This window comes from Gordonia sp. NPDC003425, assembly GCF_053588635.1.
Window position 1 is genome coordinate 1 of sequence record NZ_JBSFQI010000008.1, and the last position, 16,185, is coordinate 16,185.

Here is a 16,185-nt window from a genome sequence, read left to right on the forward strand (position 1 = left end):
GGCGCCGGATACGATTCCACTGCACCCGCGCCCAGCGGGCCAGCATCCAGCAATTCCACTGCTGAACGGAATTGCCCGCTCAACTTCGAAGAGCCCCTATTCATCCTCGAAGTTGATGCGGTCATTAACGGGGAGGGTTAGTCACAGAGTGAAAACTAAGGATTGCTAGCTGTGGCACGTACCTGATGCATTAAGTTGTCGATGTTAGCGAGAATATCGACTAAGTAGACGAGTGGAACGAGAGCGATATCAGCAGGTGCTCGGCCATTGTGCTCTGAGAGTATGTTGATATTCTCGCGATAGTTGTGGGTGGCGTTTCTCCGCGCAGTCCATAAGCTCTTCAGGCGAGCGTCGCGCGTAGTAGCGGAGTCGGGCATAAGAAAACCCTCATACATTTGTTCAGTGGCGGTGTGTGCTCTATTTAGAGGTAGCATAACCAACGTCTTTATTCGCTCTGGTAAACGTGGCTCGATCCGTGATATGCATTTTCCAACTGCGCGCGGTGTCATTAGCTCACCAACACCTTTGCCTCCGTAGAAGCTATCGCCAAGGATATCCATTGCAGTAAATGTAAGCATTAGTTGAGTCGTGGGGTCGGATGGATACCTTAATATTGCACTTACTCGACTAAGGAGTTGTTCGAAATCCAGCATCCACCTCTGATGCATCCCTGGGGAGTAGTGCCCATTTGCATCCGCGTACGTCACCGGATCATAAAGTTGTCGGATAGCGTAGTTCATTCGCATTGCCCACCACTCGACAGCATCAGAAAATGTAGCCTTGTGTAGCGAAGTCTCGTCGATGAATTCCTGGTTGTGTGGATATAAGTTGGATTGATGGGATAAGTGGTCTAGCACATCTAGCCGATCGGGACCCGAACCCGGATCATGTCCTGAGATTTGACGGCCGAACGCATACACAATTACCTGGCCGATTCTGGGTACTCCAAATCCCCACATTGTAGGCAATAGATTGCTGAGCAACGGCACGAAGTAACTTCCTCCGAATACCGCACCTTCAAGCAGCCCACCCGATGACTCGAAGAGGACTTTTTCAGGGTTGCTCTGTTGTTCGGCGATGGCCTCATCAACCGATTGGTGCCGCAGTCGCAAGAATATCTGGGGCATCTTAACCCATCGATAAAGGATCGGATTCAAGCGAATGTCGTGTACCGAGTGGTTAGGAAATAAGAGCGTTTCAGACCCGCTTTTGTCAAGTAAAATCAACGAACCAAGTGAATTGCTTCCCATACGAATTGTATCGGGCACGTCTTCGTCAGGAGCTGCTATGACTTCGCGAAAGATTCCTTCAAATTGGAGGCCAAGCGTCTTCTCGGCGGATCGCCGAAGGAAATCTTCTCGAAGCTCCCTGCCTAGGTTCTCGTCAACGCCGCCCGGCACCTCTGGAGTTGGAATAGTGCAGATATCGAACCGGCTCTTCTTCAGAGGAGGACCATGCAACAGCGACGATTTCAGAACTTCCTGTGTCGGCTTCGATGAGACTTGCCATATAGTCGAGCCGTTCGGTGGCGCGTGTGTAGCTTCGAGCCCAAGATACGATAGCAAACCCCCGGGATTGCCGCCGTATACAGCTGGGGGCAGGTCAATCTTGATGGAGTTCGTTGACTGCTTCACAATGATGGACTTTAGCTCTCAAGTCCGACACCATGAGCAACCTAACAACGCATTTTTTGCCTATCACCATGCTGGTGCATAGGTCTCTGTGGCCATCAGAGGCTTCCGGCATGATTATGTCCATCGCGATGCCCTCGATCGCTCGGTTGGAGCCTTCCCGTCAAGCAGTCTTCCAGTCGGACTACTGAGGTTCGATAGCCACGACGTTCCTTCCGCACTGTGATGAGTCGCGACATTGTTTACAAGCAGTGTCGCGACTTGTTGCGTTTGTGGGGGCTCAGCGGGTTGTGGTCGTTGGGGTGGTTGGTAGTCGCGGGTTCGGTCGATGTGGTGGGTGGCGTCGCTAGCGTCAAAGGGACACAGTATGTCCGATCGTCGGGGGTGTAGGCATCAGCGACGCGTTGGTCGGTCGGGCGAATGAGTGAGAGCGGCTACGTCGTCTCGGGGAAACCCATCTCAGTTGGGTCGCGGTGCGCACCGGCCGGGAACGAGTCGGCGATGAGCGCATCGACACTCGCTCGCCAGCCACTGCCGGGCTCGACGGCCTCAAGCAGGTAGGCGATGACGCAGATGGTGCCGAAGACGCGCTCGATCTGGTGCAAGTCGGGACGTTCGGGGTCGAGGGTCGGGACGAGCTCGGCGAATACCGGCAGGTGCTGGATTCGCACCGGGACGCCGAGCGGGGTGAGCTGGCGGTTCCACAGGCGTCCGTGGTGGGCGCAGATGTTGCGCACGATCGCCATGTGTTCGAGCCAGTTGGTCAGCGGAGGCTTTCGCGCCCATGCCTGGCGTGCCGACTTCGACGCACCGGGTTTCACCGTCACCCTGAACCACTCGGCGAGCGCCCGCTGGTCGCCCGCGACCATGCCGGCGTAGAGCTTCGACAGGTCCGAGAAATCCAACAGGTCGGTCAGCACCCAGATCGGTATCTCGCCGCCGTAGTGCTGGTCGTGATGGTCGACGGTCTCGTCGCGGCCCCGCGCCCGGCCGATGCGCCCCTTCGCGGTGTTCCACCAGTGCGTGCTCGGCCTGTGCGTGGCTGTCGATGACCATGCCCCGGTCGGCCAAGCGCTGGGTCTGATCGTCGATCGACAGCCAGGGCTTGAGTGGGCGCGTCACGCTGAATGTCCCTACAGAGAGAAATCCGGCCCGCTCCCAGGACAAGTCCTGGTGCGGGCCGAACGATTACCTAAAGGCTAGCACGGGTGTGGGACACGCCGGCACAGCGTGGGCAATGCTGGTTCGCTCGAGGAGGTGCGCGCTGCCGAGGAGGCGCTCGGTGAGCCGTTACCGCCGCGGTGGGTCGCCTACCTGACGGGGCCTAGTCAGCTCGAGTTCGTCGAGGGCGGATCCTGGCCCTCCGGCGCTGGTCGTCGTTGTTATCACGGGTGGCCACGGCGGTTGTCTCGATGCCTCCGCTTCCGCAGTCCGCCGATTCCTCAGGCGTCGTCCGAGTGCTCCTCGCGCTCGCGCTTCTGATCGGCATGCAGTGACCGCACCCGACGCTCTTCGCGGAGCACCTCGACATGTTTGGTGCGCTCTGCCTCGAGCCATTCAGGCATCTCCGCAAGGAGCGCATTGATCTCGTCGGTGGTGAGCGCCTCGGTGACCTCACCGCGGGCCAGGCCGGACCGGGAGATCCCGAGCTTGGCGGCGACGAGATTCTTGGGATGCGGGCCGTGGGCGCGGAGGTCGCGTAACCACTGGGGCGGATCGGCTTGCATGGCCGCCAGCTCCGCGCGGGTGATGGTCCCGGAACGGAACTCCTCGGGCGTCGCCGGCAGGTAGATGTCGAGCTTCTTGGCGGCGGTAGCGGGCTTCATCGACTGCGAGCTCATGGTCGCAGCGTATCTCCGGGGTAGCCTCAACCCGATGAGCCCGCCCGCAGATGCCGCCGACGAGCCCGGCTCGACGGTCTTCCGGCTGGCGTACGTACCCGGCACCACGCCGGGGAAGTGGGTGCGCATCTGGTCCGAGCGCCATCCGACGGTCGAGCTGGAGATGTCCGTGCTCGCCGTCGCCGACACCGCTGCAGCGATCCGGGCAGGCATCGCCGATATGGCCATCACCCGACTCCCCGACGCGCTCGCGCACGGCGATCCCGGTCCGCACCACACCATCACGCTGTACGAGGAGACGACGGTGGTGGTCATCCCCAAGGATCACCTACTCACCGCCGGGGACACCCTGACGCCGTCCGACCTGGGGGACGAGAACCTGCTCTGGCCACTCGACGAGCCGCTCGCGATCGACGATCGTCCCGGCCGCGCCGTCGACCATTGTCCGGCGACAACCTCCGACGCAATCGAACTCGTGGCGGCGGGGGTGGGGTTGCTGGTGGTTCCGCAGTCGCTCGCGCGGCTGCATCATCGCCGCGATCTGGATTATCGGCCGGTTGCAGGCCTCCCGACCAGTACCGTCGGGCTCTTGTGGCCGCAGCCGACATCGGAGTTGGCGGATGAGTTCATCGGCATCGTTCGTGGACGCAAGCCCAACTCGTCGCGTGGAACGGGCGGCCCCCCGGCGAAGCGGTCGGCGAAGGAGAAGGCGGCTGCAAAACGTGCCGCCAGGGAAGCGTCGGGAAGGGTGCCGCGGACACCGAAGGGTAAGGGCCGCAAGCCGAATCGCTCTCGTTGACCGCTGCGCATCGATCAAGCCCCGCACCCAGGCGTGCGGAAGTCTCGGCAATTGTGCGCGCACGGGTCTCGGCCTACGCGGCCACCGGTGCCTCGCCGCTCGCGAGAAGGTGTGCATAGCGCCCGCCACGGGCGAGCAGTTCGTCGTGGGTGCCGCGTTCGGCGATCCGGCCGTGGTCGAGCACCACGATCTGATCCGCGTCGCGGATGGTGGAGAGCCGGTGCGCGACGGTGATGGTGGTGCGGCCCGCGCTCGCGGCGTCGACGGCTGCCTGCACGGCGCGCTCGGTCTCGTTGTCCAGGGCGCTGGTCGCCTCGTCGAGCACCAGAATCCGCGGATCGCGCAACAGTGTGCGCGCCAGCGCGATTCGTTGTTTCTCTCCGCCGGAGAAGCGGTGTCCGCGGGCTCCGACGACGGTGTCGTATCCATCGGGTAGCCCGGCGATGAGATCGTGCACCTGCGCGGCACGCGCAGCGGCCTCGATCTGCGCGTCGGTGGCGTCGGGACGGGCATGGCGGAGATTGTCGCGAATGCTCGCGTGCAGCAGATAGGTCTCCTGCGATACGACGCCGACGATCCGTGCGAGGTCGGCGAGCGCGATGTCGCGCACGTCGACACCGTCGATGCGCACCGAACCGGTGTCGACGTCGTGCAGCCGCGACACCAATGATGCGAGAGTTGTCTTGCCCGAACCGGTTTCGCCGACCAGTGCCAACGAATCACCTGCGTGAACATCGATGTCGATCCCATGTACCGCGTCGCGCTCGGCGCCCTCGTATCGGAACGACACGTCGTCGAACTTCACGGCGCCACGCGGATGGGCCAGCGCCACAGGCTGTTCCGGGTCGGCGATGGACATCGGGAGGTCGAGATACTCGAAGATGCGGCTGAACAGCGCGAGGGAACTGGTGATCGTGACGCCGACGTCGAGCAGGCTCATGAGCGGCCGGAACAGCGCGGCCTGCAAGCCGGTGAACGCGACGAGCGTGCCGATGGTCATGCCGCCGGAGGTCGCCGGGAGCCCGGCCACCAGGTACAGCAACGCCGGAATGGTGGCGAAGATGATGTTCATCGTCGCCATCCGCCAGCGTCCGGAGAGCTGCGAACGAACTTCCAGATCGACCAAATGATGCGACGTGTCGGTGAATCGTGACGCCAATGCCGGGCCCGCACCGAGCGTCTTGCTGAGCTGGATGCCGCCGATCGACAGCGATTCCTCGATCTGGGTCTGCATGTCGGCGAGTGCGCTCTGACGCTTCGTGGTGATCTCGCGACGCATCCGGGCAACGGTGCGGGTGAGCCAGATGGCCGGCGGCAGCACGATGAGCGAGAGCAGCGAGAGTTGCCAGCTGAGGGCGACCATCGCGACAACGGTGCCCACCACGGTCGTGACGTTGGCGGCCACCGAGGTTGCGGTGGTGGTGACGACGGTCTGCATGCCGCCGATGTCGTTGGTCAGCCGCGACTGCACCTCACCGCCGCGGGTACGGGTGAAGAAGCCCAGCGACTGTCGTTGCAGATGGGCGAAGACGCGGGTGCGCAGGTCGTGCATCACCTGCTGTCCGACGGTGGTGGAGATCCAGGTCTGCAGTACGCCGAGTACCGAGCTGACCACGGTGATACCGATCATCGCGGCCACCGCCCAGGCCAGCAGCGTCACGTTCTTGTCGGGGATCGCGGTGTCGATGACGGCACGGACGAGGAATGGATTGGCGAGTGTGATGGTCGACGCCGCGACGATGAGGACCATCACGACGGCGAGGCGTAACCGGTAGCGGCTGAAGAGTGCGGCGATGCGTCGCAGGCTCACCGGGTTGTCGGCCAGTTGAGCGCGATCGGCGGGATCACGCCGCGTCGCGGGTGACGAGTTGCGGGGGCTCATTCGTGGAGTGCCCTCCCTTCGCAATATTACTGAGGTTTCCTCAGCACAGTGTAGCGGATTGCTGAGGTAGGCTCAATACCATGTCCGGAAGCCTCAACGACGGCGATCGCGAATCACTGCGCGACCTCGTCATGACCACCGCCCGCGCTCTGCGGCACCGGTGGTTCGACGCGCTCGGCCCGTGGGAACTGTCCCCGCACGAGGTGCGTGCGCTGACGGTGGTTGCGCGCAGCGAGCGCCCCAGGCTCGGTGAGGTGGCCCAGGAGCTTCGCATCGCGCCGCGCTCGGCCACCGAAGTGATCGACCGTCTCGAGGAGCGCGGCCTCGTCGAACGGGTTCCCGACGAGCAGGACCGCCGCGCCCGCTGTGTGCGTACCACCGACGTCGGCCGCGACCTGCTCGCAGAAATTCGGCAAGCCCAAGGTGTCGGGGCCGACGACTATTTCGGCGTCCTGAACGCCGACGAGCGTGAGCACCTCGCGCAACTGCTCCGCAAACTCAACGCCGCCCATGCCGGAGAAGGCCGTCGAACCGGGCGGCACCCGCACCACTGATGCCACCTGTGGATGAGGTCGGTGCCGACACCCCCGACCGCTGGCAGAATCCCGGTCTTATGAGCAGACTGATGGCAATCGTGACGGTCGGCTGCGTGGCCGCGATGGGAATTCTGCTCGGCGCAGGGCACGCCGACGCGCAGATCGACCGGGGTACCTACCGGTACTGCAACACCGAATATCAGGGCAACCGGGTGCCGGTGCCGTGGTGCACAACCGCCACTGTCAGCGGTGGACGATTCAGCCCCGGACCCGGCGTGCGGGGCTATCCCATCATCCCGACGCGCGACGGCGGCTATGTCGAACTCGGCCGAGGCGACGGGCTGAAGATGCACACCACCGCGCACGGATATGCGGGAGCGCAATACGTCGGCAATCGCGTGATCGCCAAGTTCGTGATGACGCGACTGCGCTGATTGAACGCCCACGCTGATTGAACGTCGCGCGGAACGAGCGGGCCACCGAGCTGCGCCGATCAGGCTTGCAGCAGTTCGTCGATCTGGTTGGTGGCCTGTGTTGCTCCCTCGACCATCCCCATGTCGAGCACCTTCTGCAGGCCCTCGGCGGTTTCGTAGGTGCTGACGTAGGTCGCCACGGTACGTCCGTCCTTCTCCACGAACGAGAACTCGTTGTGGGACATGGGCAGTGAATCGACGGGAGTGAAGTCCTCGTTGGCGAAGCCGTCGCGGAAGGTGAATCCGTTGGGCTCGTCGACGGTGTCGATGAGCCAGTACCCCGCAAACTTCTCGCCGTCGGGTCCGGTCATGTAGTACGTGACGCGGGCGCCGGGTGTGAGGCTGTGTTCGACGAATGTGGCGGGGTATTGCGGTGGCCCCCAGATCTTTTCGAGCTGACGGGGGTCGGCGTAGATCTGCCAGATACGTTCCACGGGGGCCGCGAACTCGGCAGTCATCGTGAGGGATCGCTGGTCGGGATTCTGGGTGACGTCGATGACGGGCATGGGGCTACTCCTCATTCGGGGTCGCACGCGGCGGGTCCGCGGCGATCAGATCGTCGATGCGCTCGACGCGGCCGCGCCAGATCTGCTCGAGTTCGGTGAGCATCTCCGACACGGCGCGGACGGCCGTCACCTCACCGGAGGTGATCTGTTCTCGACCTCGACGGTGCTTGGTCAGTAGACCGGCACGTTCGAGCACGGCGACGTGCTTCTGGACGGCGGCAAAGCTCATGTCGTAGTGAGCTGCCAGTGTCGACACGGAGTACTCACCGGCCAGAACCCGACGCATGATGTCGCGGCGGGTGCGGTCGGCGAGCGCGTGGAACATGGCGTCGGCCTGTTCCTCGGTGGTGTCGCGCACCCACACAACATACAACCGATTGGTTGTATGTGTCTACTGCTGCTCGTCCGTCTTCTTGGCTCCTGCGGTCTTCTTGGCGGTTGTGGTCTTCTTGGCGGGCGTCTTCTTCGCCGCCGTCTTCTTTGCCGCCGTCTTCTTGGCGGCGGTGCGCTTTTTCGCCGGAGCAGCCTTCTTTGCCGGAGCCTTCGGTGAAGCCGCCTTCTTCGCGGCAGGCTTCTTCACTGTCGTCGCCGGGCTATCCGGCGTGGATTCGACTGTCCCGCTCTGTGTTTCGCCATCGTCGGTGGGTGGTGCGATGGCCGCCACCGGCGCCGCCTGCTCCACTGCGGCGCGCTTTGCCACTGCGACGCCGAGCCCCAGCGTGATCGCCACCGGCCATTCGATGGCGCCTCCGGCGGCCAGGGCGGCCAGCACCCCGTAGAAGGCGAGCTGTCGGGGCGGCGGTACCGCCACCTTTCCGACCAGCGGCAGGTTGATGGAGAACCGCTGCGCCTCGCGGACGAGCTTGGACACATCGTGGTGTCCGGCGAGAAAGCCGCGGACATCACCGAGGGCAGTGGCCCCGGCGCCGAGGACTCCAGCACCCGGGACCGAAGTCCCTATTTTCTCGTTCTTCGCCGATTCGTCGTCCCCGGTACTTCCGGAGGTCGCCGAAGTTGGGATACCCTTACCGACCATGACGGAGATCACCCGCTCTCTCGGACCCGAGGCTCTCGTCGACTCGGGCGTCCGACTCGTCACTCCCGCGCTCGAGCATCTCTACACCGTGCTCGTCCGCGTCGGGATCCTCACCATCGAGGACTGATCCCGGCAGGCCACCGGCCAGCCGGTCGATCACTCCGGGCATCGTCGTGGCGACGCCCGCCGCGATGAACGCGGCGGCGAAGGCCTGCGCCCACCCCACCGGTCCGATCGGGGTACATCCGAACACCTGGCTGACGCCGGGAATGCTGATGATTCCCGCCATCACGACGAAAGTGCCAACGTTGGTGGCCACCACCAGCGGCCCGTGCGAATCCATCAGGGTTTCCATCATCTGCGTCACCACGAGACCCACCAGGCCGATCGTCGACGCGCGCGCCGCCCGGCCGCTGAGCCGGCCGAAGGTCCACGCCAGCGTGGCGCCGAGGGTGGTGAACACCCCGCGCACCGCCACCGCACGCCAGATCGTCGACTCGTCATGCCGACCGTCCACGTCCGGATCGCGTTGTGGGCTCACCGCCAGCGCTGCGGCGGGCAGCGCGTCGGTGAGCATGTTCACCAGCAGCATCTGACGCGCGTTGAGCGCGGGCGATCCGGAGAACAAGGTGGTGATCAGGGCGAAGCTGACCTCACCGACGTTGTGCCCCAACAACACCGACACCGCCGACTGCACCCGCCGCCACAGCTGTTCACCCTCGTCGAGCGCCGGGATCATCGCGGCGATGTCGCCGTCGAGCAGCATCACGTCAGCGGCCATCCGCGCGGGATCACTACCCTCGGACACCACCCCGACGCCCACCGCTGCCGCGCGGATCGCGGCGGCGTCGTTGGCGCCGTCGCCCACCATCGCGGTCACCAGACCGGCCGACTCCAGCGCCTGCACCACCTGCACCTTGTGCTCGGGCGACATCCTGGCGAACACCTGGTGCGTACGCACGGCCGCAATGCGCCCGTCGCCGTCGAGTTCGTCCCAGGCGGTTCCGGTCATCACCTGATCGGCGCCCACCGCCAGGCCGAGGTCGCGGGCCACCACCGCGGCGGTCACCGGATGATCGCCGGTGATCAGCCGCACCTCGATACCTCGGCTCGCCAACTCGGCCAGCAACGGCGCCGCACCCGGACGCAACGTATCCGACATTCCGATGGCGCCCAGCAGGTGCAACGACGACGCGCACAGTTCGGCCATCAGATCCGGGTCGGCACTCGCCGCGGCGGCCTGCTCGGCGGTCAGCACGCGTTCGGCAACGGTCAGCACACGCAGCCCGTCGACCGCCATGCGATGCAACGTCTCGGTGAGCTCGGCACGCTGCCCGGGTTCGACGGCGGACATCAGTGTTTCGGGCGCTCCCTTGACCATCAGACGACGCCCGGACAACGCCGCCGCGAACGGCCGGTTGGACTGGAAGGGAAGGAACGCGTCGAGTTCGGGGTATCCCAGGCCGGCCGCGACCGCCGCGCGGTGGATGGCGGCGTCGGTGGCGTGCTCCACCGTCCCCGACCTCGTCACCAGCATGGTGGCTCCGGCGGCGGTGAGCACGGCGTCGTCTTCGGCGCCGGTCGCCGGTGAGATCGCACGCACCCGCAGGCGGTTCTCGCTCAGCGTTCCCGTCTTGTCGAAACAGACCGTGTCCAGACGGGCGAACGCCTCGATCGCCCGTGCGTTGCGCACCAGGACCGACGATCCGGTGAGGTCGCGCGCCGACGCCGACTGTGCGAGCGTCACCACCAGCGGCAGACCCTCGGGCACCGCGGCCACCGAGATGCCCACCGTTTCCGATGCCGTCTTGCGGATGGGAGTGCCGCGCAACAGACTCAACACGCCGACGAGAGCGCCGCCGGTGAGGCTCCACGGCAACGCCCGTTTGGTGATCTCGCCGAGTTGCGCGGCCAGTCCCACAGTGCGTACCTCGCGCGGCGAGAGTGCCAGGGCGCGACTCACCTGCGTGGCAGGTCCGGCCGCAGTGACGATTGCCCGCACCTTGCCCGCGACCACCGTGGTGCCGGCGAAGATCATTCCGGTCCGCTCGGCCAGCGGCGCTCCCGGGGTGTCGGCAGTGTTCTTGCCGACGGGAAGCGATTCGCCGGTCAGCGCCGACTCGTCGACCTCCACCGTGTCGGCGTCGAGGATGCGTCCATCGGCCGGCACCACTTCGCCCGATCGCACCTCGATCACGTCGCCGGGACGCAGCAGGCTCGATTCCACCTCGTCGTAGCCGTCTGAGTCGTCGGGATCGGTGATATCGATCATCCTGCGCGCCAACGGTTCCTGACGGGCGAGCATGCGGTCGAGCAGACGCTCGGCGTGCAGCGACTGCTGCGCGGAGATCGCCGTGTTCAACACCAGTACCCCGCCGACCATCGCAGCGTCGAGCGGGGAGCCGAGCAGCGCACTCGCCGCCGCTCCGGTGGCCAGGATCGGCGTGATCGGATCGTCGAGCTCCTCGCTCATCGTGTGTAAGAAATCGGACCCCAAACCCCATGCGCGCAAGGCTGTTTGGCGGGCGAAGCGAATGGCGGGCGACGAGGCCGCAACCTCGATCGGACCGCTGGGCTCGGGCACACGCACCGGCCGGGGCAATAGCCGACGCACCTCGTCGAGTGGCATCGAGTACCAGTCGTGCCCCGACTCGGGGAGCGGGACGGGGTCGGTGAACACGCGATAGCCCGAACCGAACCCGGCCCAGAAACCGTACAGCGCCGACGCGGCCACAGACGTCGGACCGTCGCCCGGAACACCCGGGATGAGCATGAGGGCACCGAGCAGGGAGGCTCCGGTGGCCAGCGCGGTTCCGCGGAATGACGCATCTCGTGCGGCGGGCAGCGCGTGGACGATCCGCCAGGCGGCGATGAGATCGGGGATCAGGATGTCGGCGTGCCACGGCAGTGCCGCATCGTCGCCCACCATGCCGATACTGAGATCGGCGATCTCGATCGCGTTGTCACCGGACACGGTCAGCAGCGCCAGGGTGGCGCCGTCGTCGTGCAGTTGCTGTGCGCAGGATGCCAGCGATTCCTCGAGATCGTCTGCGACGGGCATGATCTCGTCGAATCCCTGGAGCAACGAGTGCAAGCCCTCGTCGTGGATTCCGACCACGCGCACACCCGCTTGCCGGGCCTCGGCGAGTAAGGCGGTGGCCAACGGCCGGCGCAGATGGCTGACCAGCACCCGTGCTGCCGGGTCGGCGTCCGGGTCATATCCGGCGTCGCCGGTGATGTCGGCAAGCCGGTTCCAGCCCGGCGACAGGCGACCGTCGGCGAGCGCCGCGGTGGCCCGCTGCCAAGCCGCGGACCGCGCCGAATCATCCACGCCGACAACGCGAGTGACAGCTAACTCATTGGTGAAGAGCACACGCGGATCCACCAGCAGCGTGTCCACCTCGTCCAGGCGGCGCAGTGCGCGCGGATTCATCACCAACGCTCCCTCGCGCTGGTGCAGGCCACGGCCGACCGACGCGCCGAAGGTCTCACGCACACTGCGCGCCGGGCGCGGCGCGGCCACGACGGCCGCCTTGGCGGCGGTCATCAAATCGGCGGCCACCGCGAGTATGGCGGCCCCGGCCAGCCCGGCGTCCATCGCGATCTCCTCGCGCGGGCGACCGCTGTTCTCGGTCGGTCGGGAGGGACCAACCGACGGCGTCGGGACCTGGTCGAACTTGCGGGCGTGGGCGGCAAGTCGCGGCTCGACGCGTTGCCAGGCGCGCAGCCCATTGAGGGTCTCGACGGTGCGGATCGCCTGTGCGCACGTGGTCACCAGGGCACTGGTCGGCGAGGCAGTGGCGGCCGCAGCGGCCGCCTGCAGCGTCGACAACAGCAGTTCGGCGCCCTCGTCACCCAGCCGGTGCTCCAGCGCGCCGCGCACGCGCGGGTGGAAGTTGGCGACGGTGATCGGGGCTGCGACCACCTGAGAGAGCCGGACCACCGGGAACACGGTGTTGACGACGGACGCGGCGAGGAACATCCCCGACACCCCGGTGCCGACGAGATCCGCGGCGAGCACGGTGGCATCACCGGGCAGCGACGGCAGCGCCGTGGGGCGCGGCTGTGCACCGGGAAGCGCACGACGCTCCGCCTCGGCGACAACCGTGGCGAGTTCGGTGACCGACGGTCCGCCGGCGGCCACGGACACGATCACCCGCGAGAGCGGACCATTGACGTGGACGTCGGTCACCCCGGGCAGGTCGGTGAGTGACTCGTGCACCGCGGCCGACACCGCGTCGAAATCGCTGTCGAGCCCGCGGACCTCGATCCATCGCGTGTCCGGGGTTTCGGTGACTCGCCGGGCCGGTGTCGCCCCTATCGCCTCGGCGACCATCGCCGCCGAAGTCCCAAGGGCTGAACGGATCTCGTCGGACGACGAGGTGATCGCGTCGGCGACGGCATCCCCGGCCGACCGTCCCGCCCTGACCGCGGCACCCGCGCCGAGCAGCGTGGCGCCGACCGCTATCCGGGTCGCTCTCGCAGAAACCGACATCACTGACATAACACCCTCCTCTTTCGACTTTACGGCCCGTGACCGCCCAGGTCACCGTGAGGTCCGTCGCGCGAGGTCGCGCGGTGTCCCCGAAAGTTGGGGCATGTGCCGATTGGCCGCTCTCTCTAGGGTTTTGGTTGACCGGGATCACCGGCACCCCGCACACCGGCACCTGCACACGGTCGGGTGCTCACCAACGCGATCGGAGAACTCATGAAGAAGCTATCGGTGACCAAGCCATCGGTCACCCTGGCCGCGGCGCTCGCATGCGCGGGAGCCGCACTGCTGGTGGGTGCCCCCGCGCACGCCGACGTCGGGTCCATCACGGTGGCTCCCCCGTCCGGCGGGTCCTACGCGAGCAGCTGCACGTACCGCGTCACCGGAACCGCCACCGGCAACTCACCGGTCAGCCTGCAGCAACGGGTTCCGGGTGCAGGCGAGTTCACGCCCGTCGGGGCCGGTGCCATTCCGGTGAACGGCCAGGTGGGGTTCTCCTGGACCCCCGCGGCGGCGGGCCACTACACGTTGAAGCTGGTGCAGGGGAGCACGTCGGCCACCGAGGACGTCGACGTGGTGAACGGCCTCAACCTGGGCAGTCTGTGCATGGCCATCTGACACCATGGCGCGCGAGCACGGCGGTCAGCGAAGAGGGGCTTCGGTCATCTCGGTGACCGTCGTGCGCACGCGACCCGTGCTGTCGATGCCGGTCCACTCGCACCGCCGGCCGGTTTCGGCCACGACAGTCACCGCGACCGGTCGCCCCGACGGCATCGCGCGCACGCGCACCGCTCCGCTGGGGGTGCGCTCGAGGGCGTCGACGATCACGGTGCGGGCGTCTTCGTCGAGCGGGCCGGCCGCATCGATGCCCGGCCGGTCGAGGAGTCGGTCGTCGAGCAGGCTCACCGTGACGCCGCGACGGCGCGCCCTCTCCACCGCCGAGTCGACGTCGGGCGTACATAATGCTCTGGACCGCAACAGATCTCGCAGCCGTGATTCGGTGAGTGCGCACTCCGTTCGGGTGGCGGGATCAACCGGTGCGCCGCTGGCGAGGTGGAGCAGCAGCGGGCGGGCCAATGCGGTGACGGGTTCGAGTTCACGGGCACGTTCTTGTGTCGCCGCTCGTGCGGCGGCGGCCATGCCCGCGGCTTCGGTGGCGCGCCGCCGGGACTCGACGAGGTTGCGTGCCAGCGTCCGGTTCACGTTCGCGAACACGATCGAGATCGCGACGATTCCTCCCGACGGTCCGATGAGCAGGATGCCGGGAACCACGTCGCCGACCTCGACGGACGACCACGTGCCCACCACGACCAAGGTCGCGGCGAAGCCGGCCACCGCGAGAACCGGTCGCCTGCGCATCGCGAGGATGGACACTACCAGCGCGGGCGGCCCCGTCACCCACAGCGGAACAATCTCGACGTGGCCCGGCGCGAACAGATACACCGCGCACATGCAGGCCGGCGTGGCCGCGACGATGAGACTGCCGACGCGCCCCGGCCGATCGGTCCGGCCGGTCACCAGTATCGCCGCCGACACTGCCAGCACACCGATGACCACGACCGGAACCCACCACGGCTTTTGCGCCGGACCGAGCGCTGCGGCGAATCCCATCGTGGCGACGATCAGCGCGGCAAGTAGCCGGGCGGTGGGGGACCGCAGGCCGAGGGGATCGGTCGCGTCCACGGGAACCGACTCATCGGGTTTGTGCCACGTCAGCGTGAGGGTGGTTCCGGACCCGGGCACGGAGGCGATGGAGGCGTCGCCACCGGGCACCTGGCGCATCCGTTCCTCGATGGACATGGAGAGTCCGAGACGCTCACGGGGTGTGGCCGAACGATCGAATCCGGGGCCCTCGTCGGCGACGGTGACCTCGATCCGATGATCATCCACGACGACATGGCAACTCCGCCGGCAGTCGCGAGGCACGTGACGAAAGCAGTTTCGTGCCGCCTCCCCGGTGGCGCTGGCGAGAGCGGTGACCGCCGACGAGGGAAAGGTCTGTCCATGCCGGTCGCCGGCGGCGCTGCTGAACACCATGGTGGGGTCGTTGTGCCGAACGGCGTCAGCGATGGCAGCCCCGACACCGGCGGCGTCGGGGTCCATGTCCACAGTGGCCTCGCGCAACGTCGAATCCATGGCGGCCACCGTCGCGGCGGCGCGGTCGGGCAGGCCGGCCGACCCCGGATTGCGTGCCGCCTCCAGCAGGTTGGACATGATCTCGTCGTGGGTCAGGGCGCGGGCGAATGCGCGCTCGGCGCTGCGCGCGCGAGCGGCCGCGGAGTGCTCGGCGAGTGTGATCTCCGTGGCGGAGGTCCGGTCGAGTGCGGCGGCGGTGCGCAAACCCGACACCCCCAGCGCGAACGGCACCACCGCGAAGGCCGCGCTGCAGGCCGCATCGGTGATCATCGTCACGGGCGAAGACACCCCCTGCGCCACGTCACCGGTCACCTTGATGGTGACGGCTGCGGTGATCAGGTAGAGAGCGGCAGCGTTCGGTGCCCAGGCGATCATCGCGCAGATGCTGCCGAGCACGACGAACGGACCCAGCCAGAACACCGTGGCGTTGTCCAGCGGCCTGCCGTCCCAGGCGGGCCACCACAGCGCCGCCGCCACCAAGACGCCCAGGGCCGCCAGACGAGCCCACACACGAAGCAGGGCCGCCTTCGATGAGAACAGGCTGTGTATCCCTACGACGAAACCGGGTAACGCCGCGCAGATCAATGCCGCCGGCGTCCACCACGGTGCGGAGATCGCACGTGCCTGGGCCACCGCAGGCAACAGGAACGGGAGGAATACCGAGTAGGCGACGCCCGCGAAGAGGCCGTAGTAGCGCCGGGTGCGTGCGACCGCCGAGGTCGAGTCGGCGAGTCGGAACACCGACGTGGACAACATGTCTCGACGGGAACGAGCGAACCCGGCGTGTGTGGACCGATCTCCTCGCCGAGGCCGCCACGCGTTCACGGCAAGGATTATGCCCCCCGTCGTGTGC

13 protein-coding genes are annotated in these 16,185 nt (G+C 66.4%); 4 read left to right on the forward strand and 9 right to left on the reverse strand.

All coding sequences use genetic code 11. The annotated features are described in order from the left end of the window. Positions 1 to 155 precede the first annotated feature (155 nt). The 3 genes from ACWDTD_RS11545 to ACWDTD_RS11555 form a co-directional block, all read right to left on the reverse strand. On the reverse strand, positions 156 to 1,634 hold the full coding sequence (locus tag ACWDTD_RS11545; RefSeq protein WP_449747251.1) for a hypothetical protein: 1,479 nt from the start codon (positions 1,632 to 1,634) through the stop codon (positions 156 to 158). Between the two features lie 431 nt (positions 1,635 to 2,065). Next, positions 2,066 to 2,716, reverse strand: coding sequence for an Abi family protein (locus ACWDTD_RS11550; protein WP_449747396.1), 651 nt, complete (start codon positions 2,714 to 2,716; stop codon positions 2,066 to 2,068). Positions 2,717 to 3,073: 357 nt separating this feature from the next. Then, positions 3,074 to 3,457: a DUF5997 family protein gene (locus tag ACWDTD_RS11555; RefSeq protein ID WP_449747397.1), complete on the reverse strand. Its 384-nt coding sequence runs from the start codon at positions 3,455 to 3,457 to the stop codon at positions 3,074 to 3,076. 49 nt (positions 3,458 to 3,506) lie between these two features. Between ACWDTD_RS11555 and ACWDTD_RS11560 the strand changes: the two genes are divergently transcribed. Beyond that, on the forward strand, positions 3,507 to 4,271 hold the full coding sequence (locus ACWDTD_RS11560) for a LysR family substrate-binding domain-containing protein (RefSeq protein WP_449747252.1): 765 nt from the start codon (positions 3,507 to 3,509) through the stop codon (positions 4,269 to 4,271). Between the two features lie 73 nt (positions 4,272 to 4,344). Here ACWDTD_RS11560 and ACWDTD_RS11565 read toward each other — a convergent pair whose 3' ends face one another. Then, positions 4,345 to 6,153, reverse strand: coding sequence for an ABC transporter ATP-binding protein (locus ACWDTD_RS11565; RefSeq protein WP_449747253.1), 1,809 nt, complete (start codon positions 6,151 to 6,153; stop codon positions 4,345 to 4,347). An 80-nt stretch (positions 6,154 to 6,233) separates the two neighbouring features. Here ACWDTD_RS11565 and ACWDTD_RS11570 point away from each other — a divergent pair, with 80 nt between their 5' ends. Both ACWDTD_RS11570 and ACWDTD_RS11575 read left to right on the forward strand, forming a co-directional pair. Further along, positions 6,234 to 6,707, forward strand: a complete 474-nt coding sequence (locus ACWDTD_RS11570; protein WP_449747254.1) for a MarR family winged helix-turn-helix transcriptional regulator — start codon at positions 6,234 to 6,236, stop codon at positions 6,705 to 6,707. 71 nt (positions 6,708 to 6,778) lie between these two features. Continuing rightward, complete coding sequence (locus tag ACWDTD_RS11575; RefSeq protein ID WP_449747255.1) at positions 6,779 to 7,123, forward strand: hypothetical protein; 345 nt, start codon at positions 6,779 to 6,781, stop codon at positions 7,121 to 7,123. 59 nt (positions 7,124 to 7,182) lie between these two features. Here the strand turns inward: ACWDTD_RS11575 and ACWDTD_RS11580 are convergent, their stop codons facing one another. The 4 genes from ACWDTD_RS11580 to ACWDTD_RS11595 form a co-directional block, all read right to left on the reverse strand. Continuing rightward, positions 7,183 to 7,668: an SRPBCC family protein gene (locus ACWDTD_RS11580; protein ID WP_449747256.1), complete on the reverse strand. Its 486-nt coding sequence runs from the start codon at positions 7,666 to 7,668 to the stop codon at positions 7,183 to 7,185. A 4-nt stretch (positions 7,669 to 7,672) separates the two neighbouring features. After that, positions 7,673 to 7,993, reverse strand: coding sequence for an ArsR/SmtB family transcription factor (locus ACWDTD_RS11585; protein ID WP_449747398.1), 321 nt, complete (start codon positions 7,991 to 7,993; stop codon positions 7,673 to 7,675). A 66-nt stretch (positions 7,994 to 8,059) separates the two neighbouring features. After that, complete coding sequence (locus ACWDTD_RS11590; RefSeq protein WP_449747257.1) at positions 8,060 to 8,716, reverse strand: hypothetical protein; 657 nt, start codon at positions 8,714 to 8,716, stop codon at positions 8,060 to 8,062. Continuing rightward, complete coding sequence (locus ACWDTD_RS11595) at positions 8,694 to 13,199, reverse strand: HAD-IC family P-type ATPase (RefSeq protein WP_449747258.1); 4,506 nt, start codon at positions 13,197 to 13,199, stop codon at positions 8,694 to 8,696. The genes ACWDTD_RS11590 and ACWDTD_RS11595 overlap by 23 nt, the downstream gene beginning before the upstream one ends. Positions 13,200 to 13,412: 213 nt before the next feature. Between ACWDTD_RS11595 and ACWDTD_RS11600 the strand changes: the two genes are divergently transcribed. Then, entirely contained in the window at positions 13,413 to 13,814 is a 402-nt protein-coding gene (locus ACWDTD_RS11600) for a hypothetical protein (protein WP_449747259.1), read from the forward strand. 24 nt (positions 13,815 to 13,838) lie between these two features. Here the strand turns inward: ACWDTD_RS11600 and ACWDTD_RS11605 are convergent, their stop codons facing one another. Then, the gene (locus ACWDTD_RS11605; RefSeq protein WP_449747260.1) at positions 13,839 to 16,088 is read right to left on the reverse strand and encodes a sensor histidine kinase; all 2,250 of its coding nucleotides are present in this window, start codon (positions 16,086 to 16,088) and stop codon (positions 13,839 to 13,841) included. Positions 16,089 to 16,185: the final 97 nt, after the last annotated feature.

Excerpts from the sequence above, each read along its gene's own strand:
- ACWDTD_RS11555 (WP_449747397.1), bottom strand. The coding sequence starts at position 3,457 with ATGAAGCCCGCTACCGCCGCCAAGAAGCTCGACATCTACCTGCCGGCG.
- ACWDTD_RS11560 (WP_449747252.1), top strand. The coding sequence starts at position 3,507 with ATGAGCCCGCCCGCAGATGCCGCCGACGAGCCCGGCTCGACGGTCTTC.
- ACWDTD_RS11565 (WP_449747253.1), bottom strand. The coding sequence starts at position 6,153 with ATGAGCCCCCGCAACTCGTCACCCGCGACGCGGCGTGATCCCGCCGAT.
- ACWDTD_RS11570 (WP_449747254.1), top strand. The coding sequence starts at position 6,234 with ATGTCCGGAAGCCTCAACGACGGCGATCGCGAATCACTGCGCGACCTC.
- ACWDTD_RS11575 (WP_449747255.1), top strand. The coding sequence starts at position 6,779 with ATGGCAATCGTGACGGTCGGCTGCGTGGCCGCGATGGGAATTCTGCTC.
- ACWDTD_RS11580 (WP_449747256.1), bottom strand. The coding sequence starts at position 7,668 with ATGCCCGTCATCGACGTCACCCAGAATCCCGACCAGCGATCCCTCACG.
- ACWDTD_RS11585 (WP_449747398.1), bottom strand. The coding sequence starts at position 7,993 with ATGTTCCACGCGCTCGCCGACCGCACCCGCCGCGACATCATGCGTCGG.
- ACWDTD_RS11595 (WP_449747258.1), bottom strand. The coding sequence starts at position 13,199 with ATGTCGGTTTCTGCGAGAGCGACCCGGATAGCGGTCGGCGCCACGCTG.
- ACWDTD_RS11600 (WP_449747259.1), top strand. The coding sequence starts at position 13,413 with ATGAAGAAGCTATCGGTGACCAAGCCATCGGTCACCCTGGCCGCGGCG.
- ACWDTD_RS11605 (WP_449747260.1), bottom strand. The coding sequence starts at position 16,088 with ATGTTGTCCACGTCGGTGTTCCGACTCGCCGACTCGACCTCGGCGGTC.